Genomic DNA, 20,311 nt, shown 5'->3' with positions numbered 1-20,311 from the left:
CGGGGCCGCCACGGGGCGTGCCAGACTAACCGGAGATCCGATCGCGAGGGAAGGACCGACAGTGGCAGGAAGTGAGCCGGTAACCGCGCCCGACCAGCACCGGCCGGGGCACCGCAAGTCGGGGCGGATCGGCGCGGTGCTCTCGGCGGCGGTGTTGGTGGTCATGGCGCTCTGCGGCAACCACGAGGGCAACGTGGAGAACATCTGGCTGTTCGGGCTCGCGGCGCTGCTGCTGGCCATCGTCATCGGCGACGCGGTGCTGCGCCGCAACGGCCTGCGGTCCTGACCGGCACGCGCTCGACCCGCACGACGAAGGGCCCGCCCCCGATCGGGGGCGGGCCCTTTTCCGTCGTGTGGCGGCTCAGCGGCCGAGCAGGATGTCCTGCACGTCCTTGAGCGCGGCGTCGACCTCGGCCTCGAAGTAGCCACCGGGCACCAGCCCGAAGCGCAGGGTGTCCAGGTCCTTCGGGTTCACCGGCATCGGGTTGCGGCCCTGCATGCCACCGAGCAGGGTCTCGAAGAACCGGTCGACCTGGTCCGGGTCGTACCCGCTGCCGAAGCGGCGCACCTGGAAGCTGCGGCGGATCTGGTCGACCCGGTAGAGGTCGCTGCCGGGCGGGCCGGCCATGGGCGGGCCCACCATGGGCGGACCGGCCATCGGCGGGCCGGCCATCCCCGGGGCGCCGCCGTAGCCCTGGTCGGGGCCGCCGTAGCCCGGCTCCGGGCCGCCGTAGCCCTGTTCGGGGCCGCCGTAGCCCTGGTCCGGGCCGTAGCCCTGCTGCGGCACCGGCGGCGGGCCGGCCGGGCCACGGCCGCGCAGGTCCCGCTCGGGCATCCGGATCTCGGCGGTCATGTCGGCGCGACCGTGCCGGCCGGCCTCGAAGCCGTCGAAGCCGCCGTCCTGGCCGTAGCCGCCCGGGCCGGGGGGCAGGCCACGGGAGGGCGGGCCGCCGTGACCCATCGGGGCGCCGGGACCCATCGGGCCGGGGCCACCCGGGCCCCGGGGTGCGTCGTAGCCGCCGCGCGGCCCGTCGTACCCGCCGGCGAAGGCACCGGTCGGCTCGTCGTAGCGGTTGCCGTAGCGGTCGGCGGGCGGGCCGGCCTGCGCGGGCATCGGCCGGGGCGGCATCGGGGGCTGCGGCACGGGCGAGAGGCCGCGGTCGTCGCGCATCGGCGGGCCGAGCCGGTCGGCCATCCGGGGGTCGCCACCCCGCCCGCCGGGGGCGCCACCGCGCTCCTCCAGCTCGGCGAGCTGCCGCTCGACCCGGTCCAGGTGCAGGTCGACCTGCCACTCGTCGTAGCCGTTGAAGCGGACCCGGAAGACGACGTCGTGGACCTCCTGGGAGGCCACGGGCGCCCCGACCGGCTGGCCGGCGAGTGTCGCCTCCACCCGATCCAGGAAGGCGTCGACCTCGTCGACCTTGTATCCCCGGCGGAGCGCCTTACGCCGGAAACGCTGACCCTGACTCGCCACTATGTCTCCTGGTCTCTACCGCTACGCCGTCACGCCGTTGCGGCGCGTGGGTCGCTGTCCCTGTCCTCGGCGGCGGCGAGCTGCCCACACGCCCCGTCGATCTCGCGACCCCGGGTGTCCCGCACCGTCGTGGACACCCCGGCGTCGCGCAACCGCCGGACGAACTCCCGCTCGACCGGCTTCGGGCTGGCGTCCCAGCGGCTGCCCGGAGTCGGGTTGAGCGGGATCAGGTTCACGTGGGCCAGCTTGCCGGCCAGCAGCCGCCCGAGCAGATCGGCTCTCCACGGCTGGTCGTTCACGTCCTTGATCATCGCGTACTCGATGGACACGCGACGTCCCGTCGTGTCCGCGTAGTCCCACGCCGCGTCCAGTACCTCGGACACCTTCCAGCGCTGGTTGACCGGCACGAGTTCGTCGCGCAGCTCATCATCGGGGGCGTGCAGCGACAACGCAAGGGTCACTGAGAGGTCTTCGCTGGCCAGTCGGCGGATGGCAGGAACCAGGCCGACCGTGGAAACGGTGATGTGCCGCTGGGACAGGCCGAGCCCCTCCGGGGCCGGAGCGACCAGCCGCCGGATCGCCGCCACCACCCGCGCGTAGTTGGCCAGCGGCTCGCCCATGCCCATGAACACCACGTGCGACAGGCGCGGCGGCGAGCCGGCCACCGCGCCCGAGGCGGCCACGCCGGCCAGGTAGACCGCCTGGTCGACGATCTCGGCGGTCGAGAGGTTGCGGGTCAGCCCGGCCTGGCCGGTGGCACAGAACGGGCAGGCCATGCCGCAGCCCGCCTGGCTGGAGATGCAGACGGTCACCCGGTCCGGGTAGCCCATGAGCACGCTCTCCACCAGCGAGCCGTCGTGCAGCCGCCAGAGCGCCTTGCGGGTGGCGCCGTCGTCGCAGGCCATCTCCCGCACCGGGTTGAGCAGGGTGGGCAGCAGGGTGCCCGCCAGCCGCTCCCGGGTCGCCGCCGGCAGGTCGGTCATCTGCGCCGGGTCGCGGACCAGACGGCCGAAGTAGTGGTTCGAGACCTGCTTGGCGCGGAACGCCGGCTCCCCCAGCTCGGCGACGAGCGCCTGCCGGCCCGGCAGGTCCAGGTCGGCGAGGTGACGGGGTGGCATCGCGGGCCGGCGGCCGCGGGCGTCGGGGTCTACGGAGATCAGCGGGAGGCTCGTCATGGCGCGTCCAGTCTGACACGCCGAACGGCGGACGCACCTGTCCGTGGGTGCCGAATCGGTCCCGGCCGGCCGGCCGGGACGGCGCCACCCACGTGATTCACGCCTCAGCCCGCCATCGGCACGAAGACCGCCAGCAGCAGATACGCGGCCGGCACCGCGAACAGGATCGAGTCGAGCCGGTCCATGAGGCCGCCGTGCCCGGGGAGCAGGTTGCTCATGTCCTTGACCCCGAGATCCCGCTTGATCATGGACTCGGCGAGGTCACCGAGGACCGCCGCGCCGGAGATCGCCACCCCGAACAGCGCGCCCCACCAGGGGGCCACGTCGAGCAGCAGCCAGAGCAGCACGGCACTGCCCGCGGCGGCCGCCGTCACCGAGCCTCCGAAGCCCTCCCAGGACTTCTTCGGGCTGATCGTGGGAGCCATCGGGTGCTTGCCGAAGGCGACGCCGGCCGCGTACCCGCCGGTGTCGGAGAGCACCACGGCGACCAGGGTGACCAGCACCCGCAGGTGACCGTCGTCGGGAGCGGCCGCCAGCATCGCCGCGAACCCGCCGAGGAACGGCACGTAGACCGCGATCAGGGTGGCCGCCGTGAGGTCGCGCTGGTAGTTGCCGGGGCCGTCGCCCAGCCGCCAGATCATCGTGCCCAGCACGGTGACCAGCAGGCCGAGGCAGAGCGCGTCCGGCCCGGCGAACCACGCCAGTCCTACGGTGATCACGCCACCGGCCAGCAGCGGCACGAGCGGCGGGTGGGCGCCGCTGCGGCGTACCGCGCGGGCCATCTCCCAGCAGCCGATCGCCACCGCGGCGGCGATCACGGCGAGGAACGCCGGCAGGTAGAAGAAGAGCGGCACCAGGATGGCCGCGCCGAGGGCCAGCCCCACACCGATCGCGGCCGGCAGGTTGCGGCCCGCCCGGGACGACTTCGGCTGGGCGGTCGGCGGGCGGTCCGCGCTGGCCCGCCGCCGGCCCTTCGACCGCCGGCCCGCCGGCGCCTCCGGGTCCGGGTCGGCCTCGTCGCGCACCGCCGGGAGCTGGGTGGTCGGTTCGTCCCGCACCGGAGCGATCTGGGCGGTCGGGTACTCGTCGTCCGGCCGGTCGTAGCCCCGGTTCCGCGGGGCCGCGTCGTACCGCTCCCGCGGGTCGACGGCCGGACCCCGGTCGCGGTCGCGCGGGTCGACGGCCGGACCCCGGTCGCGGTCGCGCGGGTCGACGGCCGGGCCCCGGTCGCGCGGGTCGTGGTCCCACGGGTCCCGGTCCGCGGGCCGGAAACCGCCGGGACCGGCGTCCCGGTAGCCCGGCCCGGCGTCCAGGTGGCCCGGGCCGCCGGGGGCCGGCTCCTCCCGCCAGCCCCGCCCGGGGGCCGAGGGTCCGTCGTACGGCCGGCGACCGCGCGGCCCGTCGTGGCGGTCAGCCGGCCGGGCGTACGGGTCGGCGGCGGGACGGCCGGGCGGACGCGCGTACGCCTCGGTGCCGGGGCGCCAGGGGCCGGGCTCCAGGTCGGTCTCCGGCCAGGGCAGCGGCGCCGGGCGGTCCCAGCCGCGCGGCTCGGCGTTGCCGTAGGGGTCGGGGTGGGACATCACGCACCGGCAGGCGGTACGGGAGCCACCACATGACGCAAGACCAAGACCATCCCCTACAGCCGCGAGCAGTTCCGGTTGACCGGCCCGACGGCCGGCCGACCCCCGCTGTTCACTCCGTGGTGGGCGGGAATCGTGCCGAGCCTACTGCACCCGGGAAGCTCGCACGGCGGACGCCGTCCGGCACGACGACGGCACCGGGCCGCCACCCCGGGACGGGCGGCGGCACACCGGTGCCGTGGCGGTACGCGGGCGCTCAGACCTCGAGCAGCTCGTTCTCCTTGTGCTTGACCAGCTCGTCGACGGTGGCGACGAAGCGCTGGGTCAGGTCGTCCAGCTCCTTCTCCGCGCGCCGGCCCTCGTCCTCGCCGACCTCGCCGTCCTTGACCAGGCGGTCCAGCTCTTCCTTGCCCTTGCGGCGGATGTTGCGGACGGCCACCTTGGCCTCCTCGCCCTTGTGCCGGGCGACCTTGATCATCTCGCGGCGCCGCTCCTCGGTCATCTGCGGGAGCACGATGCGCAGCTGGTTGCCCTCGTTGTTCGGGTTGACCCCGAGGTCCGAGTCGCGGATCGCCTTCTCCATGGCGTTGATCTGCGAGTTGTCGTACGGCTTGATGATCACCATGCGCGGCTCGGGCACGGCGATGGACGCCATCTGCGGCAGCGGGGTCGGGCTGCCGTAGTAGTCGATGACGATCCGGGAGAACATCGCGGCGTTGGCGCGACCGGTGCGGATCCCGCCGAACTCCTCCTTGGCGTGCTCGATGGCACGCTCCATCTTCTCCTCTGCCTCGAGGAGGGTGTCGTCGATCACCGGTCTCCTCGCCTCCTTCTGTCGCTCGTCGTGGGCTGTGCGGGTGCTGCTGTGTCGGAGGACCGCTGCCGGCTCGGCGGAACCGGTCAGGCGGTGATCAACGTGCCGATCTTCTCACCACCGACGGCACGGACGATGGTGTCGTCGCCCTGGGCGCCGAAGACCAGCATCGGCAGGCCGTTCTCCATGCAGAGGCTGAACGCAGCAGCGTCGGCCACCCGCAGGTTGCGGCGCAGCACCTCGGAGAAGGTGATCGAGTCGAGCTTGCTCGCCGACGGGTCGATCCGGGGGTCGGCGGTGTAGACCGCGTCCACGCCGTTCTTGCTCATCAGCACCACGTCGGCGCGGATCTCCAGCGCCCGCTGGGCGGCCACCGTGTCGGTGGAGAAGTACGGCATCCCGGCGCCCGCGCCGAAGATGACCACGCGGCCCTTCTCCAGGTGCCGGATCGCCCGCAGCGGGATGTACGGCTCGGCGACCTGGGCCATGGTGATGGCGCTCTGCACCCGGGTCTCGATGCCCTCCTTCTCCAGGAAGTCCTGGAGGGCCAGGCAGTTCATCACCGTGCCCAGCATGCCCATGTAGTCGGCGCGGGCCCGGTCCATGCCGCGCTTCTGCAGCTCGGCGCCGCGGAAGAAGTTGCCGCCGCCGACCACCACGGACACCTGCACGCCGCGGCGCACCACGGTGGCGATCTGCCGGGCGATGGCCTGCACGACGTCGGGGTCGACACCGATGGCGCCGCCACCGAAGACCTCACCGGAGAGCTTCAGCACCACCCGGCGGGCCCGACCGGGCGGCGGGGCGGTCGGGTCATCCGCCGCCAGGCTCCGGTCACTCACAACCTGCGTCATCCGACCCGCCCCTTCCGTCGCGCCTCGTGGGCGCCGCGTACCGCGTACCTGCCGCTGCCGACCCTATGTGACGAGGAGGCCGCGGTGCCTGTCACGTACACCGGCGGCCTCCTCGTCGAAGATTTCCCTGCGCCCGGGCGCGTCATGCGCCCGGTGCGGCGGCTCAGGCCTGGCCGACCTCGAACCGCACGAAGCGGGTCACCTCGATGCCGGCGTCGGCCAGCAGCTGCTTCACCGTCTTCTTGTTGTCGGCGACCGACGCCTGCTCCATCAGGACGAAGTCCTTGAAGAAGGCGTTGACCCGGCCCTCGACGATCTTCGGCAGCGCCGCCTCGGGCTTGTTCTCCTCGCGGGCGGTCTGCTCGGCGATGCGCCGCTCCGACTCGACGGTCTCGGCCGGGACCTCGTCGCGGGTCAGGTACTTCGGGCGCATGGCGGCGATCTGCATGGCCACGCCGCGGGCGTCCGCGTCGCCGGCCTCGTCGGCCTTGCCGCTGTACTGCACCAGCACGCCGACCGCCGGGGGCAGGTCCTGGCTCTTGCGGTGCAGGTAGACCGCGGTGGTGCCGTCGAGCTTGGCGAAGCGGTTGAGCACCAGCTTCTCGCCGATCTTGGCGGACTGCTCCTGGATCAGGTCGGCCACGGTCTTGCCGTCGATGGTGCTGGCGAGCAGCTCCTCGGCGCTGTTCACGCCGCTGGCCACACCGTGCTCGACGAGCTGCTGGGCCAGCGCGATGAAGGCGTCGTTCTTGGCGACGAAGTCGGTCTCGCAGTTGAGCTCGAGCAGCGCCTGGCCGGCGTGGGCGATGAGGCCGTTGGCGGCCGTGCGACCGGCCCGCTTGCCGACATCCTTGGCGCCCTTGACGCGCAGGATCTCGATGGCCTTGTCGAAGTCGCCCTCGGCCTCGGTCAGCGCCTTCTTCGAGTCCATCATGCCGGCGCCGGTGAGGTCCCGGAGCTTCTTGACGTCCGCGGCGGTGAAGTTGGACATGACTCTCTCTTCGGTGTTGGAGACTGCGTTGGATGGTCTGGCTGCCGGTTACCCGGATTTCTGGCTGCCGGTTACCCGGATTTCTGGCCGCCGGTCCGCCCGGATTTCTGGCCGCCGGTCTGCCCGGCTCCGGGCCGGTTCCGCCCGGCGTACCCGTCGCGCCCCACCGGCCGTGAAAACGGACGGTGGGGACGCGACGGCGAGATCACTCGGCGGCGGCGGTCGCCGGCTGCTCGGCGGTCGCGGGCTGCTCGGCGGCGGCCGCCGGCTGCTCGTCGGCCTTCTTCGGCTCCTCGAGCAGCTCGCGCTCCCACTCGGCCAGCGGCTCGTCGGCGCCGACCTGGCCCGGCTCCGGCTTCTCGTCGCCGCCACGGCCACGGCCGGAGCGGGCGATCAGACCGTCGGCCACGGCGGCGGCGACGACCTTGGTCAGCAGCTCGGCCGAGCGGATCGCGTCGTCGTTGCCCGGGATCGGGAAGTCGACCTCGTCCGGGTCACAGTTGGTGTCGAGCACGGCGATCACCGGGATGCCCAGCTTGCGGGCCTCGTCGACGGCGATGTGCTCCTTCTTGGTGTCGACGATCCAGACCGCGGCCGGGAGCTTCTGCATGTCCCGCAGACCACCGAGGGTCTTGGTGAGCTTGATCTTCTCGCGGGAGAGCTGCAGGGTCTCCTTCTTGGTGTAACCGGCGGCGGTGCCGCTCAGGTCACCCAGGGCCTCCAGCTCCTTCATCCGCTGGAGCCGCTTGTACACGGTCTGGAAGTTGGTCAGCATGCCACCGAGCCAGCGGTGGTTGACGTACGGCTGGCCGACCCGGGTCGCCTGCTCGGCGATGGCCTCCTGGGCCTGCTTCTTGGTGCCGACGAAGAGGATGCTGCCGCCACCGGCGACGGTGGTGCGCACGAAGTCGTACGCCTTCTCGATGTAGTCGAGGGTCTGGCGCAGGTCGATGATGTAGATACCGTTGCGCTCGGTGAAGATGAAGCGCTTCATCTTCGGGTTCCAGCGCCGGGTCTGGTGCCCGAAGTGGACACCGCTCTCGAGCAGCTGACGCATGGTCACGACGGCCATGGTGGGTACTCCCTGTTCATCCCTGGTTGTCCCGTCCGGCCGGCGGCCGGACGCCTGGCGCCCGGTCGCCGGCCATGGTGGGCCCGATCAAGATCGGGACCAGGGAGGCCGCCGCCCCACGAGAGGTCCGTGGAGAGGGCGCGCGAGGTCGACCGCGCAAGGCGGTCGCCAGTCGACCAGTGTACGCCCCTTCGCCGCCCCCCGGTCCCGGGGTTCGGGAACGCCCATCCGGTCCCATTCGGGACGCCCGCCTCCGGTGTGCCACATGCGGTCCGTCGGCCTGCCTCACCCGGCGGCCGGCGAGCTGCGGGGTCAGCCCGCGGCCGGGGGCGGCGGGTCGGCCGGAGGCTGCCTGCCGGGCCGTTGACCGGGGTGGCAGGTCAGCGGAGGCTGGCAGCCCTGCCGGGTGACCGGGATGGCAGGCCAGCGGACGCTGGCCGCCCGGGGCGGCGGGTCAGCCGGCGGCCAGGGCGGCGGCGAGGAAGAGCACCAGGCCGACGGTCAGGTAGGCGGTCGGCGGGCGGAGCCAGCCGCGGCTGCCGTCGGCGAGGGCCAGCCCTCCGGTGCGCAGCCCGTACAGGCCGGTGCCGAAGATCGGCAGCCCGAGCACCAGGAACGTGCCCACCACGACGTGCGAGGTGGAGACCGGGTCGCCGACCACGCCGCGCAGCAGCACCCGCAGCGCGGGGATCTCCAGGACCAGCACCATGACGGCGAGCAGCACCGCGAGAGCCGGGCGGCGGGTCCGGTAGACGCCGTCGCCGGGCGGCGGGCCGTCGGGCCGGGGCGCGACCGACGGCATCGGGCCGGTCGGCATCTCCAGCGGGTGCGGGACCGGTCCGGCCGTCAGCTCGGGCGCGGGGCCGCCCGGCCGCTCCCCGACGACCAGCGGGGTCGCCGCGCCGGGACCGGGCCGGTCCCCCACGGTGATCGGCGTCGGGCCGGCGTAGGCCGGGGTGGGGCCGGCGTGGGTGACCGCCGGGCCGGCGTGGGTGGGGTCGGTGGGACGGCTCGGGTCGACGACCGGGTAGCCGCCCAGCGGGCCGGGACGCAGCGGGTCGGCGGCGCGGTCCCCGCCGAGCGGGTCGGCGGTGCGGGTCGAGCCGAGCGGGTCGGCAGTGCGGGTCGAGCCGAGCGGGTTCGCCGTGCGGTCCGGGCCGAGCGGGTCGCCCGACTCGCGGGCCGCTCGCCGGCCGCCGCGCTCCCCCGGCAGCTCGCCGGAGGTCTCCACCGGATCGTCCAGCCGGTGCGGGCGCCAGCCGCCCGTGTCGTCGCCCAGCGGGTCGTCGCTCCCGAACCGGGCCGGGTCGCCGTACCGGTTCTCGCCGGTGCGCTGCTCCGGTGCGGGGAAGTCGTCGCGGTAGCGCGGTTCGCCCGCGGCGCGCCAGTCCGGCTCGTACCCGCGGTCGCCCCTGTGCGACCCCTGCTGATCGTCGGGATAGCTCCGTCGTCCGTCCACGACCGGCACGGTATGCGACCGGCACCGTCCGCGCCATCCGGGCCACCCCCGGGCATCGTCGCTGGTCACTGCCGGATCGCCGGCCACCCCCGGCGACGGCCGACCGCGCCTAGCACAGCCCACGCATGATCGTGTGTCCGTCCACAGGGCCTCCCGTCGTCCACAGGGCGCCCCCGCCGCCGGTACGGGAGCCCCAGGCTGACCGGCATGACGAAGCGGAACCAGGCCGTCGGGGCGTACGGCGAACGGTGCGCGGTGCGGCACCTCATCGAGGCGGGGCTGCGCCCGATCGCCCGGAACTGGCGGTGCCCCGAGGGGGAGATCGACATCATCGCCTGGGACGGGCCGGTGCTCGCCTTCTGCGAGGTGAAGACCCGGCGCACGGAGGACTTCGGCAGTCCGGCCGAGGCGGTGGTGCGGGCCAAGGCGCGCCGGCTGCGCGGGCTGGCCGCCCGCTGGCTCGCCGCGACGGGCACGACCGCCGAGGAGGTCCGCTTCGACGTCCTGGCGGTCCGGCTCCCGGTCGCCGGGCCGGCCCGGGTCGAGCACGTGAGAGGCGCGTTCTGACGATGAGCTACGCCAAGGTGCTCTGCGTCGGCCTCGTGGGGATGGCCGGGCACGTGGTGGAGGTCGAGGCCGACCTGGCGCCCGGGTTGCCCGGCATGGTGATCTCCGGGCTGCCCGACACCGCGCTGCACGAGGCCCGGGACCGGGTCCGCGCGGCCATCGTCAACTCCGGGCAGAAGTGGCCGAACCGCCGCATCACCCTCAACCTGCTGCCCGCCACCCTGCCGAAATACGGCTCCGCCTTCGACCTGGCCATCGCCGTGGCGGTGCTCGGCGGCTCGGGCGAGCTGCCGCTCCTGCCGCTGGACGCCACGGTGGTCCTCGGCGAGCTGGGCCTCGACGGCACGGTCCGACCGGTGCGTGGCGTGCTGCCCATGGTGGCCGCCGCGGCCCGGGCCGGGCTCGTCCAGGTCGTGGTGCCGGCCGCCAACGCCGCCGAGGCGGCGGTGATCCCCGGCGTCCGCGTACGCGCCGTCGACACCCTGCACCGGCTGGTCGCCTTCGTCCGGGACGGCGCGCCCCTGCTCACCCCGCCGGCCGACACGCCGGCTCCCGTCACCGGCGGGCCGGATCTGGCCGAGGTGGCCGGGCAGCGGCTCGGCCGCCGGGCACTGGAGGTGGCGGCCGCCGGCGGGCACCACCTGGCGCTGCTCGGCCCGCCCGGCGCCGGCAAGACCATGCTCGCCGAGCGGCTGCCGTCGGTCCTGCCGGAACTCGACGACGACGCCGCCCTGGAGGTCACCGCCCTGCACTCGATCGCCGGGCTGCTGCCGCCCGGTGGCCGGCTGCTCCGCCGGCCCCCGTTCCAGGCGCCGCACCACACCGCCACGGTTCCCGCGCTGGTCGGCGGCGGGTCCGGGCTGGCCCGGCCTGGGGCGGTGTCGCTGGCTCACCGGGGCGTGCTCTTCCTCGACGAGGCCGCCGAGTTCAGCAAGGGCGCGCTGGAGGCGCTGCGCCAGCCGCTGGAGAACGGCCGGGTCCAGGTCGCCCGGGCCCAGGGCTCGACCGAGTACCCGGCGCGGACGCAACTCGTGCTGGCCGCCAATCCGTGTCCCTGCGCGAAGCCGTCGGGCGACGCCGACTGCGAGTGCACTCCGCTGGCCCGCCGGCGCTACCTGGGCCGGCTCTCCGGTCCGCTGCTCGACCGGGTCGACGTTCAGGTGCGGCTGCCCCCGGTGCGTGCGGCGGAGCTGCTGCAGACCGGCACCCCCCACGAGTGCTCCGCGACGGTCGCGGCCCGGGTCGCCGCGGCCCGTCGGGCCGCCGCCGAGCGATGGGCCACGACCGGCCGGCGGCTCAACGCCGAGATCCCCGGCCCGCACCTGCGCCAGCACCCGTGGCGCCTGCCGGCGCGGGACACCCGGGAGCTCCGCAGGAGGCTCGACACCGGATCGCTCTCGGCGCGTGGCTTCGACCGGGTCGTCCGGCTCGCCTGGACGATCGCGGACCTGGACGGGCGGGACCGCCCCGACGGCGGGGACATCGCGGAGGCCATCCAACTGAGGACGGGAGAGGGCGCGTGACCGGCACGGAGGAACGCCTGCTGGCGCGGGTGGCGTTGACCTGGCTGACCGAGCCCGGCACCTGGTCGGTGCATCGACTGGTCGACCAGCTCGGCCCGGTCGCCGCGCTCGATCTGCTCCTGGCCGGTGGCGCGCCGGACGCGGCGCTGCGGGCGGCCGTGGCGGCCCGCTCCGCCGCCGGTGCGGCGCGGGAGGTGGCCGAGCAGGCGCTGCGCCGCACCGAGCGGCTCGGCGCGCGGGTGGTCACCCCCGAGGACGAGGAGTGGCCGGCCCAGGTCGCCGACCTGCGCGCGCTGCGGCTGTCGGGGACCGGCCGCCGGGTCGACCTGGAGACCGCTCCGCCGCTCTGCTTCTGGGTACGCGGGGCGCCACCGCTGGGCGAGGCGCTGGCCCGATCGGTGGCGGTGGTCGGCGCCCGGGCGGCCACGCCCTACGGCACGCACGTCGCCACCGAGCTGGGCTACGGGCTGGCCGACCGGGACTGGACGGTGGTCTCCGGCGGGGCGTTCGGCATCGACTCCGCGGCGCACCGGGGCGCGCTGACCGCCGGCGGGCTCACGGTCGCCGTGCTGGCCTGCGGGGTCGACCGCCCGTACCCCATGGGCAACGCCGCGCTGTTCGACCGGATCGCCGAGGCGGGCCTCCTGGTGAGCGAGTGGATGCCGGGCGCGGAGCCGCTGCGGCCCCGGTTCCTCATCCGCAACCGGGTGATCGCCGCGGCGACGGCGGGCACCGTGCTGGTGGAGGCGGCGGCCCGCAGCGGCGCCACCCAGACCCTCAACCGGGCGATCGGCGTCGGCCGGCCGGGGATGGTGGTGCCGGGGCCGGTCACGTCGGCCATGTCGGTGGGCGCGCACGAGGCGCTGCGCGAGCACCACAAGGCACGGCTCGTGACCGGCACCGCCCACGTGCTGGAGGAGGTGGGGCGGATCGGGTACGACCTGGCGCCACCCGCCCGCGCGCCGGAGCAGCCGCGCGACCGGCTCGACGACGAGGCGGCCCAGGTGCTGGAGGCGCTGCCCCGCCGGAAGGCGATCGGCGTGGAGCAGGTCGCGGCCCGCGCCGGGGTGGACCTGCGCACCGCCATGCGCAAGCTCTCCATGTTGGAGGAGCTGGCCATGGTGGTGCGCCGCGACGACGGCTACGCCCTCGCACCGCCGCCGGAGCGCGGGGCCGCCGGCGACCGGGCGCCGACCGGCGTCAGTCCGAGTCCGTTGGTGGGTCCGCCCTACTGACCTGCCCGGTCCGTGCGCTCAGTCGCCCTCGAACCGGATCTCGGCGTCACGGCTGCTGAGGCACCGCCGGGCCAGCAGGGCCAGCCGGCGCACCTGGTCGACCTCCGCCGGCGCCCGGGCCACCTCGGCCAGGCAACGAAGCTCGTCCAGCAGTTGCGGCACCCCCTCGGCGTCCACCACCAGCTCACCGAGCGGGTCGACCCGGTCCAGCAGCGGCGTACGACCCCCGCCCCGCACCCGCTTGAGCAGGTCGAGCAGGACGTCGTTCGGGTCGGCAACCACCTCGGTCGAGACGTACGACGGCCGGCGGCGTGCAGGCCCGGCCCGCACCTGCCGGTAGAGGACGGCATCCACCCCCATGCTCGGTCCCTCCTCCCACCGGCGTCGCCACCCCGGGGACGCCCGTTCCGATCCGTCTCGCCAGTCGCCCTTCCGCGCCGCCACCACACCGGTACGCCCCAGCGCCCGGCCGCCCGCAGTGGCGGGGTGTCGGCACCTGTCGGCGACGTCGACGGTTCGCCCGCGGGCGACCCGGAAACGCCGCCACCGTCCTCTTCGTAGCAACAGTTTCCCCTGTCCAGGGCGGGTCAGCCACCCCGTACGGCGTGCCGTTCCGCGTCCGCTCCGGTTTCCTCACGCCGCCCGCGCGAGCACCCGTCGGCCTCCGACCCGACTCGGCGATCCGCGCCCGGCCGCTGTGCGTGCATTCCGTCACCGGGCATCGGTCCCCGGGGACCAGCCGGGGGTCCAGCCCGGAGCGGCGGGCGGCCGCCACCCGCTGACGCCCGTAGGCTGGGCTCGTGCTTCCCGCCCGCCCCCGCTCCGGTGCGCGCCTCGGCCCCGACGACTCGGCCGGAGTTCCCGGTGACTGATCAGCGGCGTGGCACGCGGGCGGCCCACGAGGCGCTGCCGGCGCCGATGCGCGAGGTGGTCGACGACTTCGCCGACCACCTGGCCCGGGTCCGCAACCGGTCCGCGCACACGGTGCGGGCGTACGTCACGGACCTCGTCTCGCTGCTCGACCACGCGGTGCGGATGGGTTGCGCCGACCTGTCCGAGCTCGACCTGACCGTGCTGCGGAGCTGGCTGGCGAAACAGCGGACCATGGGCGCCGCCCGGACGTCCCTCGCCCGGCGGGCCGCCGCCGCCCGCACCTTCAGCGCCTGGGCGCACCGAGCCGGCCTGCTGCCCGCCGACGTGGGCGCGCCCCTCGCCAGCCCGAAGGCGCACCGGGAACTGCCGACCGTCCTGCGGGCCGACCAGGCCGCCGCGCTGATGGACGCCCCGGACCTGAGCCTGCCCCGGACGACGGCCGACGCCGCGTCACCACGGAACGAGGACGGCGCACAGGCCGCGTCGTCCACCGCCGGCAGGGTCGCGACGGCTGGCCACGCCATCGCGCCGGGCCGGGATGGAGACGACCAGCCCGACGGGGTGCTGCTGCGGGACCGGCTGCTGCTCGAACTGCTCTACGGCACCGGGGTACGGATCAGTGAGGCCTGCGGCCTGGACGTGACCGACGTCGACCAGGCCCGCCGGGTCGTACGCGTCCTCGGTAAGGGCGGGCGGGAACGGGCCGTGCCCTACGGGGTGCCCGCGCAACGGGCCCTGGACGCCTGGCTCGCCCACGGCCGGCCGGCCCTGGCGGCGGCCCGGTCGGCGCACGCGCTGCTGCTCGGGGCCCGGGGCGGCCGGCTCAACCCCACCACCGCCCGCCGGATCGTCGCCGGGTACGCCGAGGCTGCCGGCCTGCCGCCGGTGACGCCGCACGGGCTGCGGCACTCGGCGGCCACCCACCTGCTGGAGGGTGGCGCCGACCTGCGTGCCGTGCAGGAGTTGCTGGGGCACTCCTCGCTGGCCAGCACCCAGATCTACACCCACGTCTCGGTGGAGCGGCTGCGGGCGGCGTACCGGCAGGCGCACCCGCGCGCCTGAAGCTCACCCGTGACGGTGGGCCGCGGACCGGCCCCGGGACGGACAGGCCAGCCCCGGAGCGGCGACAGCCAGCTCGCCCGCGGTTCAGCGACGGAACGCATTGCGGCCCGGAACCGGCGGGTTGATGATCCACGGCGGGCTACGATCGCCCGATGACGGTTCCGCAGCCGCCCGAGCCGATCCCCGGGGCTCGGCTGCTCTTCTCCCTCGACCCGTCGGTCAGTCACCTCAACCACGGCTCGTTCGGCGCGGTCCCGATCGCCGTGCAGCGCGCCCAGCAGCGCCTGCGCGACGAGATGGAGGCCAACCCGCTCCGCTTCTTCACCCAGGGTCTGGTGGACCGGATCGCACACACGCGCCGGCACCTGGCCACGTTCCTCGGCGCGGATCCCGAGGGCACGGCCCTCGTCGGCAACGCCACCACGGGCGCCGCCATCGTGCTCCAGTCGCTGGGGCTGGGCCCCGGCGACGAGGTGGTGACGACCGACCACGGCTACGGGGCGGTGGGCTTCTCGGTGGAGCGGGAGTGCGCGCGCACCGGGGCGGTGTCGCGGACCCTGCCGGTGCCGCTGACCGCCGGCGACGAGGAGGTGGTGGAGATCGTCCGGGCGGGCCTGCGTCCCGGGCGGACCAGGCTGCTGATCGTCGACCAGATCACCTCGCCGACCGCCCGGCTCTTCCCCACGGCGGCGATCGTCGGGGTGGCGCGGGAGCACGGGGTGCCGGTGCTGGTCGACGCCGCGCACGCCCCGGGCATGCTGCCCACCACCGTGGCGTCGGTCGGTGCCGACTTCTGGGTCGGCAACCTGCACAAGTGGGCATACGCGCCGCGCGGCACCGCCGCGCTGGTGGTCGCGGAGCCGTGGCGGGAGCGGATCCAGCCGCTGGTCGTCTCCTGGGAGCAGGGCAGCGGATTCCCGACCCGGGTGGAGTGGCAGGCGACCCTCGACTACACCGGCTGGCTGGCCGCGCCGGTCGGCCTGTTCACCCTGCGCAGCCTCGGCCTGGAGCGGGTACGGGCGCACAACGCGGCGCTGGCCGCGTACGGGCAACGGGTGGTCGGGGACGCCCTCGGGGTGGCGCCGGCCGACCTCCCGCAGCCCGGCGGACCGACGGTCGCCATGCGGCTGATCCCGCTGCCGCCGGGCGTCGCCACGACCATGGACGCGGCGCGGGACCTGCGGGCCCTCATCGCGGACCGGCTCTCGGCCGAGGTGTCGACGGCCGCCTGGAACGGTCGCGGCTACCTGCGCCTGTGCGGTCAGGTCTACAACACGCCGGACGAGTACGACCGGTTGGCCGTCCGGCTGCCCACCCTGCTCGCCCAGGGCTGAGCGGCGGCCCCGGGCGGCGGGTCGAGCGGGAGCAGCCGGACCGGGCCGAGCCCGAGCAGGGCGAGGGGATCGAGGTACTCCTCGCCCCGGCGCAGCCCCCAGTGCAGGCACGCCGCCGCGAGGCAGCCCGGGTGCCCGGCCACCAGCAGGCCGATCGGTGTGCCGGCGGCGACGCGGGTGCCGGCGGCCGGGCCGGGGCGGACCGGCTCGTAGGTGGTGCGCAGCCCGTCGGCGTGCCCGACGGTGACCACGGGCCGCCCGGCCACCGTGCCGGCGAAGAGGACCACCCCCGCGCCCGCGGACCGGACCTCGACGCCCGGAGTGGCGGCCAGGTCCACGCCGCGGTGCCCGGCCAGCCAGGGCTGCGGCGGCGGGTCGAACCGGCGCACCACGCGCGGCGTGCCGGGCAGCGGCCAACGGAACCGCGCCGCCGGCTGCCGCGGCACCGCACCCGTCCCAGGCTCCGACGACGACAGCGTGAACGGCCGGGCCGCGGCCAGCACCCCGGCACCGGGCGGCATCGGCCCGGCAAATGGGAGCGCCGGTACCACGAGCAGCACGATCACGAGGGCCACGCGGTTCAACACCTTCGACACGAGTCCGCACTCTGCCGTCCATGAACCACCCCCGCGACCCGGCAACCACCCCACTGTGGACAGCCGCCCAGCTGTGGACGCGCCCCCGCCGGCGGGACGGATCTGCTACCGGCGCGCCGCCTATGCTGGCCGCGTGACGAAGGACTGGTACGCCTGGCACACCGACTACGACCAGCCCGATTCCGCCCTGTCCCGCCGCCTCGCCGAGGTGCGGGACCGCATCGCGGAGGCGCTCGACAGCGCGCCGCCCGGACCGCTGCGGGCCGTCAGCCTCTGCGCCGGTCAGGGGCGGGACCTCATCCCGGTGCTCGCCACCCATCCGCGCGGCGGGGAGGTGACGGCACGCCTCGTGGAGCTGGATCCGCGCAACGCCGAGGTCGCCCGGCGGGCCGCCGCCGAGGCGGGCCTGACCGGCGTCGAGGTGGTCGTCGGGGACGCGGCGCTGACCGACCGGTACGCCGACCTCGTGCCGGCGGACCTCGTCCTGGCCTGCGGCATCTTCGGCAACATCACCGACGCCGACATCCGGGCCACGGTCCGGCACTGCGCCTCGCTCTGCGCCCCGGGCGGCACGGTCTTCTGGACCCGGCACCGCCGGGAGCCCGACCTGGTTCCCGTCATCTGCGACTGGTTCGCCGAGGAGGGCTTCACGCCGCTCGCCGTGAGCAGCCCGGCCGACGGGGTCGGCGTCGGCGCGCACCGCTTCGGCGGCCCGTCCCGTCCGTTGGCGCCGGGCGCGGCGATGTTCGAGTTCATCGGCTACGACCGTCTCACCCACCCCTGAGGCGACGACCGTCTCACCCACGCTGAAGGCTTCGACCGTCTCACCCACCCCGGACCAGGCCGAGGAGCACCGAGATGACCACTGTGGACGACGTCAGCGGACCGTCCCGGATCGCCGGGCCGGACGAGGCGATCAGCGCCGAGGAACTGCAGCTGGCCGCGCGCAACCACGGCATCCCGCTGGAGGCGCTGCGCTACGACGTGACGCCGGCGGGGCTGCACTACCTGCTCATCCACTACGACATCCCGGACGTCGACCCGGCGACGCACGCGCTCACCGTGGGCGGCGCGGTCGCGCGCCCGCTGCGCCTCGACCTCGCGGCGCTGCGGGAGCGGCCGCGGGTGACCCACCGGGTGACGCTGGAGTGCGCGGGCAACGGCCGGGCGCTGCTGCACCCCCGTCCGGTCAGCCAGCCGTGGCTGGTGGAGGCGGTGGGCAACGCCGAGTGGACCGGCACCCCGCTGGCCCCGCTGCTCCGGGAGGCCGGCCTGGCCGACGACGCGGTGGACGTGGTCTTCACCGGCGCGGACCACGGCGTGGAGCGCGGGGTCGAGCAGGACTACCAGCGGGCGCTGCCGGTGGCGGACGCGCTGCGCGAGGAGGTGCTGCTCGCGTACGAGATGAACGGCGCTCCCCTGCTGCCGCAGCACGGGGCGCCGCTGCGGCTGATCGTGCCCGGCTGGTACGGCATGGCGCACGTCAAGTGGCTGCGCGACATCCGGGTGCTGACCGAGCCGTTCGACGGCTACCAGAACGCGGTGGCGTATCGGCTGCGGCGGGACGCCGACGATCCGGGCGTACCGGTGACCCGGATCGAGCCCCGGGCCCTGGTCCGCCCGCCGGGCTTCCCGGACTTCATGTCCCGGACCCGCGTGCTGCGGCCGGGGCCGTGCACGGTGGACGGTCGGGCCTGGTCGGGGCACGCGCCGGTGACGGCCGTCGAGGTGACCTTCGACGGCGGTGCGACGTGGGTGCCGGCGACCCTGGACGAGCCCACCGGGGGCGAGTGGGCGTGGCGGCGCTGGCAGGTGTCGTGGCGGGCGACGCCGGGGCGGCACGTGCTGGGCGCCCGGGCCGTCGACGCGTCCGGGCGGACCCAGCCGGTCGAGCAGCCGTGGAACCGGGGCGGGTTCGCGAACAACCTGGTGCAGCGGGTCGAGGTGGTCGTGCTGGCGGAGTGATCCGCCCGCGGGCGGTCGGCCGGGCCGGCGGGCCCGCCGGCCGCCGGGTCGGATCAGCCGCCGAATCCGGAATCTGCGGGAAGCGAGATGTCGGGCTTTTCGAGCTCTTCCACATTGACGTCCTTGAACGTCATTACGCGGACATTCTTGACGAAACGGGCGGGCCGGTACATGTCCCACACCCAGGCGTCGTGCATCTCGACCTCGAAGTAGACCTCGCCGTCCGAGTTACGGACGTGCAGGTCGACCTGGTTCGCCAGGTAGAAGCGGCGCTCGGTCTCCACCACGTAGGAGAATTGGCGGACAATGTCGCGGTACTCCCGGTAGAGCTGCAGCTCCATCTCGGTCTCGTACTTCTCGAGATCTTCCGCGCTCATCGCACTCCGCCTTCCATGACCACATCTTCCCCCACCGACGCCGGAGGTCGCGGCTGCTCGCCCAACGCCACGCCGACGGTACCCCCTGGCGCGGCGGAGCGCTCCATCGGCTCGTCCGGGCCATCGGCGCACGCCCCGTCGAGGGCGCCGAAGAGCGCCTCGTCGGGGCTGCCGGCGGCCGGCCGGCGCGAGCGGGGCGGCCGCCCGTCCCGTCCGGAGACGGTGGCCACGTTCACGTACGAGAAGCGGTGTTCCCGGCAGGGCCCCAGCTCCCGCAGCGCGGCGCTGTGCTCGGGGGTGATGTAGCCCTTGTGCTCGGCGAAGCCGTAGCCGGGGTGCCGCTCGTCCAGTTCCACCATGATCCGGTCCCGGGTGACTTTGGCGAGCACGCTCGCCGCCGCCACGCAGGCGGCCACCCGGTCCCCCTTCCACACCGCCAGGCCGGGCACGTCCAGCCCGTCGACACCGAAGCCGTCGGTCAGCACGTATTCCGGGCGGGTGGTCAGCGAGGCGAGCGCCCGCCGCATGGCGGCCAGGTTGCACACGTGCAGCCCGCGCGCGTCGACCTCCTCGGCGGGGATGACCACCACCGCGTACGCCAGGGCCCGCGCCACGACCTCCTCGTAGACCCGCTCCCGGGCCGCCGGGGTGAGCAGCTTGGAGTCGGCCAGCTCGTCGATCTCACCGCGCCGGCCCTCGGGCAGGATCGCGGCGGCGGCCACCAGCGGCCCCGCGCAGGCGCCCCGGCCCGCCTCGTCGGCGCCGGCCACCTGCCGGAAGCCGCGCCGCTGCAGCGCCCGCTCGAGGGCGTAGAGGCCACCGTCGCGGCGGACCACGGTGCGCGGCGGGGTCAGCACGGGCCACCTCCACCGAGCACTCCGGTGAGGCGGTCCACCAGGTCCGGCGGGTAGTAGCGCTCGGTCGTGGCGGCCAGGTCGCCGAGCGACCACCAGCGGTGGCCGTGCACGCTGGCCTGCTCCACCTCGTTGAAGCCGCCCGTGTCGACCTCCCAGGCCGGCACCCGGACCAGGAAGAACTCCTGCTCCTGCCGGTACCAGACCCCGTCGAACGGGAACTCGACCGTCTCGGCCCAGACCGGGGCGCCCAGCTCGGCCGGGGCCAGCCGCAGCCCGGTCTCCTCGGCCAGCTCGCGCACCGCGCCCGCGGCCGGGGTCTCCCCCGGGTCGAGGCCGCCGCCAGGCGTGAACCAGTAGCGGTGGCCCGGCCGCGCCGGATCACTGCCCTCGAACAGCAGCACCCGGTCGGACGCGTCGACGAGCAGTACCCGAGCCGCACGACGAGGGGTGTAGACGGTCACCGCCCAAGCCTGCCAGACGCCTCCGACGATCGACCACGCCCT

At 74.9% G+C, this 20,311-nt stretch carries 20 protein-coding genes and 2 pseudogenes; 9 read left to right on the top strand and 13 right to left on the bottom strand.

The annotated features are described in order from the left end of the window. The first annotated feature begins 61 nt into the window (after positions 1 to 61). A complete protein-coding gene (locus tag GCE86_RS01220; RefSeq protein WP_154225183.1) occupies positions 62 to 286 on the top strand; it encodes a DUF2631 domain-containing protein in 225 nt (74 codons plus the stop codon). Positions 287 to 361: 75 nt separating this feature from the next. Here the strand turns inward: GCE86_RS01220 and GCE86_RS01215 are convergent, their stop codons facing one another. From GCE86_RS01215 to GCE86_RS01180, 8 genes are all read right to left on the bottom strand, one after another. Beyond that, positions 362 to 1,474 carry a DivIVA domain-containing protein gene (locus GCE86_RS01215; protein WP_154225182.1) on the bottom strand — a complete coding sequence of 371 codons (1,113 nt, stop codon included), beginning with the start codon at positions 1,472 to 1,474 and terminating at the stop codon, positions 362 to 364. Between the two features lie 29 nt (positions 1,475 to 1,503). Then, positions 1,504 to 2,649 carry a dual-specificity RNA methyltransferase RlmN gene (gene rlmN, locus GCE86_RS01210; RefSeq protein WP_091268658.1) on the bottom strand — a complete coding sequence of 382 codons (1,146 nt, stop codon included), beginning with the start codon at positions 2,647 to 2,649 and terminating at the stop codon, positions 1,504 to 1,506. 104 nt (positions 2,650 to 2,753) lie between these two features. Then, the gene (locus tag GCE86_RS01205) at positions 2,754 to 4,229 is read right to left on the bottom strand and encodes a phosphatidate cytidylyltransferase (RefSeq protein ID WP_154225181.1); all 1,476 of its coding nucleotides are present in this window, start codon (positions 4,227 to 4,229) and stop codon (positions 2,754 to 2,756) included. Positions 4,230 to 4,485: 256 nt separating this feature from the next. Continuing rightward, complete coding sequence (gene frr, locus GCE86_RS01200) at positions 4,486 to 5,043, bottom strand: ribosome recycling factor (RefSeq protein WP_091268662.1); 558 nt, start codon at positions 5,041 to 5,043, stop codon at positions 4,486 to 4,488. Positions 5,044 to 5,129: 86 nt separating this feature from the next. Then, complete coding sequence (gene pyrH, locus GCE86_RS01195; protein WP_154225180.1) at positions 5,130 to 5,897, bottom strand: UMP kinase; 768 nt, start codon at positions 5,895 to 5,897, stop codon at positions 5,130 to 5,132. Between the two features lie 163 nt (positions 5,898 to 6,060). Next, a complete protein-coding gene (gene tsf / locus GCE86_RS01190; RefSeq protein ID WP_154225179.1) occupies positions 6,061 to 6,888 on the bottom strand; it encodes a translation elongation factor Ts in 828 nt (275 codons plus the stop codon). Positions 6,889 to 7,093: 205 nt separating this feature from the next. Beyond that, positions 7,094 to 7,960 (bottom strand): 30S ribosomal protein S2, encoded by an 867-nt coding sequence (gene rpsB, locus GCE86_RS01185; RefSeq protein ID WP_046568768.1) that lies wholly within the window; start codon positions 7,958 to 7,960, stop codon positions 7,094 to 7,096. A 454-nt stretch (positions 7,961 to 8,414) separates the two neighbouring features. Further along, the gene (locus tag GCE86_RS01180; protein ID WP_154225178.1) at positions 8,415 to 9,428 is read right to left on the bottom strand and encodes a hypothetical protein; all 1,014 of its coding nucleotides are present in this window, start codon (positions 9,426 to 9,428) and stop codon (positions 8,415 to 8,417) included. Between the two features lie 198 nt (positions 9,429 to 9,626). Here GCE86_RS01180 and GCE86_RS01175 point away from each other — a divergent pair, with 198 nt between their 5' ends. The 3 genes from GCE86_RS01175 to GCE86_RS01165 are packed head-to-tail and all read left to right on the top strand — an operon-like array spanning position 9,627 to position 12,744. Next, positions 9,627 to 9,986, top strand: a complete 360-nt coding sequence (locus GCE86_RS01175; RefSeq protein WP_154225177.1) for a YraN family protein — start codon at positions 9,627 to 9,629, stop codon at positions 9,984 to 9,986. Between the two features lie 2 nt (positions 9,987 to 9,988). Further along, positions 9,989 to 11,509 (top strand): YifB family Mg chelatase-like AAA ATPase, encoded by a 1,521-nt coding sequence (locus tag GCE86_RS01170; protein ID WP_154225176.1) that lies wholly within the window; start codon positions 9,989 to 9,991, stop codon positions 11,507 to 11,509. After that, a complete protein-coding gene (locus GCE86_RS01165) occupies positions 11,419 to 12,744 on the top strand; it encodes a DNA-processing protein DprA (protein ID WP_154230282.1) in 1,326 nt (441 codons plus the stop codon). The genes GCE86_RS01170 and GCE86_RS01165 overlap by 91 nt, the downstream gene beginning before the upstream one ends. 18 nt (positions 12,745 to 12,762) lie before the next feature. On the opposite strand, the gene GCE86_RS01160 is transcribed toward GCE86_RS01165, so the two are convergent. Next, complete coding sequence (locus GCE86_RS01160) at positions 12,763 to 13,104, bottom strand: hypothetical protein (protein ID WP_154225175.1); 342 nt, start codon at positions 13,102 to 13,104, stop codon at positions 12,763 to 12,765. A gap of 558 nt (positions 13,105 to 13,662) precedes the next feature. On the opposite strand from GCE86_RS01160, the pseudogene GCE86_RS32550 reads away from it, so the two are divergent. The 3 genes and pseudogenes from GCE86_RS32550 to GCE86_RS01150 all read left to right on the top strand — a co-directional run. Then, positions 13,663 to 14,023 (top strand): annotated as a pseudogene (locus GCE86_RS32550) (site-specific integrase); the annotation flags it as partial. A 146-nt stretch (positions 14,024 to 14,169) separates the two neighbouring features. Continuing rightward, a pseudogene (locus GCE86_RS32545) lies at positions 14,170 to 14,679 on the top strand (tyrosine-type recombinase/integrase); the annotation flags it as partial. A 152-nt stretch (positions 14,680 to 14,831) separates the two neighbouring features. Beyond that, a complete protein-coding gene (locus GCE86_RS01150; protein WP_154225174.1) occupies positions 14,832 to 16,013 on the top strand; it encodes an aminotransferase class V-fold PLP-dependent enzyme in 1,182 nt (393 codons plus the stop codon). Here GCE86_RS01150 and GCE86_RS01145 read toward each other — a convergent pair. Then, positions 15,947 to 16,534 (bottom strand): murein hydrolase activator EnvC family protein, encoded by a 588-nt coding sequence (locus GCE86_RS01145; RefSeq protein WP_154230280.1) that lies wholly within the window; start codon positions 16,532 to 16,534, stop codon positions 15,947 to 15,949. The two genes, GCE86_RS01150 and GCE86_RS01145, sit on opposite strands and share 67 nt — an antisense overlap. 208 nt (positions 16,535 to 16,742) lie before the next feature. Between GCE86_RS01145 and GCE86_RS01140 the strand changes: the two genes are divergently transcribed. Together GCE86_RS01140 and GCE86_RS01135 are read left to right on the top strand one after the other, a co-directional pair. Beyond that, the gene (locus tag GCE86_RS01140) at positions 16,743 to 17,393 is read left to right on the top strand and encodes a methyltransferase (protein WP_154225173.1); all 651 of its coding nucleotides are present in this window, start codon (positions 16,743 to 16,745) and stop codon (positions 17,391 to 17,393) included. A 74-nt stretch (positions 17,394 to 17,467) separates the two neighbouring features. Further along, positions 17,468 to 18,574 (top strand): sulfite oxidase, encoded by a 1,107-nt coding sequence (locus GCE86_RS01135; protein WP_154225172.1) that lies wholly within the window; start codon positions 17,468 to 17,470, stop codon positions 18,572 to 18,574. Positions 18,575 to 18,627: 53 nt separating this feature from the next. Here GCE86_RS01135 and GCE86_RS01130 read toward each other — a convergent pair whose 3' ends face one another. The 3 genes from GCE86_RS01130 to GCE86_RS01120 are packed head-to-tail and all read right to left on the bottom strand — an operon-like array spanning position 18,628 to position 20,269. Next, on the bottom strand, positions 18,628 to 18,951 hold the full coding sequence (locus GCE86_RS01130) for a DUF2469 domain-containing protein (RefSeq protein ID WP_007075222.1): 324 nt from the start codon (positions 18,949 to 18,951) through the stop codon (positions 18,628 to 18,630). Then, the gene (locus GCE86_RS01125; RefSeq protein ID WP_154225171.1) at positions 18,948 to 19,808 is read right to left on the bottom strand and encodes a ribonuclease HII; all 861 of its coding nucleotides are present in this window, start codon (positions 19,806 to 19,808) and stop codon (positions 18,948 to 18,950) included. Before GCE86_RS01125 ends, GCE86_RS01130 begins: the two co-directional genes overlap by 4 nt. Then, complete coding sequence (locus GCE86_RS01120; protein WP_154225170.1) at positions 19,802 to 20,269, bottom strand: NUDIX hydrolase; 468 nt, start codon at positions 20,267 to 20,269, stop codon at positions 19,802 to 19,804. Before GCE86_RS01120 ends, GCE86_RS01125 begins: the two co-directional genes overlap by 7 nt. Positions 20,270 to 20,311: the final 42 nt, after the last annotated feature.

The organism is Micromonospora terminaliae (genome assembly GCF_009671205.1).
Classification (GTDB): Bacteria; Actinomycetota; Actinomycetes; order Mycobacteriales; family Micromonosporaceae; genus Micromonospora; species Micromonospora terminaliae.
This window is presented reverse-complemented; position numbering and strand designations above follow the sequence as displayed.

Coding starts and splice junctions, on each gene's coding strand:
- rlmN (WP_091268658.1), bottom strand. CDS start 2,649: ATGACGAGCCTCCCGCTGATCTCCGTAGACCCCGACGCCCGCGGCCGC.
- GCE86_RS01205 (WP_154225181.1), bottom strand. CDS start 4,229: ATGTCCCACCCCGACCCCTACGGCAACGCCGAGCCGCGCGGCTGGGAC.
- pyrH (WP_154225180.1), bottom strand. CDS start 5,897: ATGACGCAGGTTGTGAGTGACCGGAGCCTGGCGGCGGATGACCCGACC.
- tsf (WP_154225179.1), bottom strand. CDS start 6,888: ATGTCCAACTTCACCGCCGCGGACGTCAAGAAGCTCCGGGACCTCACC.
- rpsB (WP_046568768.1), bottom strand. CDS start 7,960: ATGGCCGTCGTGACCATGCGTCAGCTGCTCGAGAGCGGTGTCCACTTC.
- GCE86_RS01175 (WP_154225177.1), top strand. CDS start 9,627: ATGACGAAGCGGAACCAGGCCGTCGGGGCGTACGGCGAACGGTGCGCG.
- GCE86_RS01170 (WP_154225176.1), top strand. CDS start 9,989: ATGAGCTACGCCAAGGTGCTCTGCGTCGGCCTCGTGGGGATGGCCGGG.
- GCE86_RS01160 (WP_154225175.1), bottom strand. CDS start 13,104: ATGGGGGTGGATGCCGTCCTCTACCGGCAGGTGCGGGCCGGGCCTGCA.
- GCE86_RS01150 (WP_154225174.1), top strand. CDS start 14,832: ATGACGGTTCCGCAGCCGCCCGAGCCGATCCCCGGGGCTCGGCTGCTC.
- GCE86_RS01145 (WP_154230280.1), bottom strand. CDS start 16,534: ATGCCGCCCGGTGCCGGGGTGCTGGCCGCGGCCCGGCCGTTCACGCTG.
- GCE86_RS01135 (WP_154225172.1), top strand. CDS start 17,468: ATGACCACTGTGGACGACGTCAGCGGACCGTCCCGGATCGCCGGGCCG.
- GCE86_RS01130 (WP_007075222.1), bottom strand. CDS start 18,951: ATGAGCGCGGAAGATCTCGAGAAGTACGAGACCGAGATGGAGCTGCAG.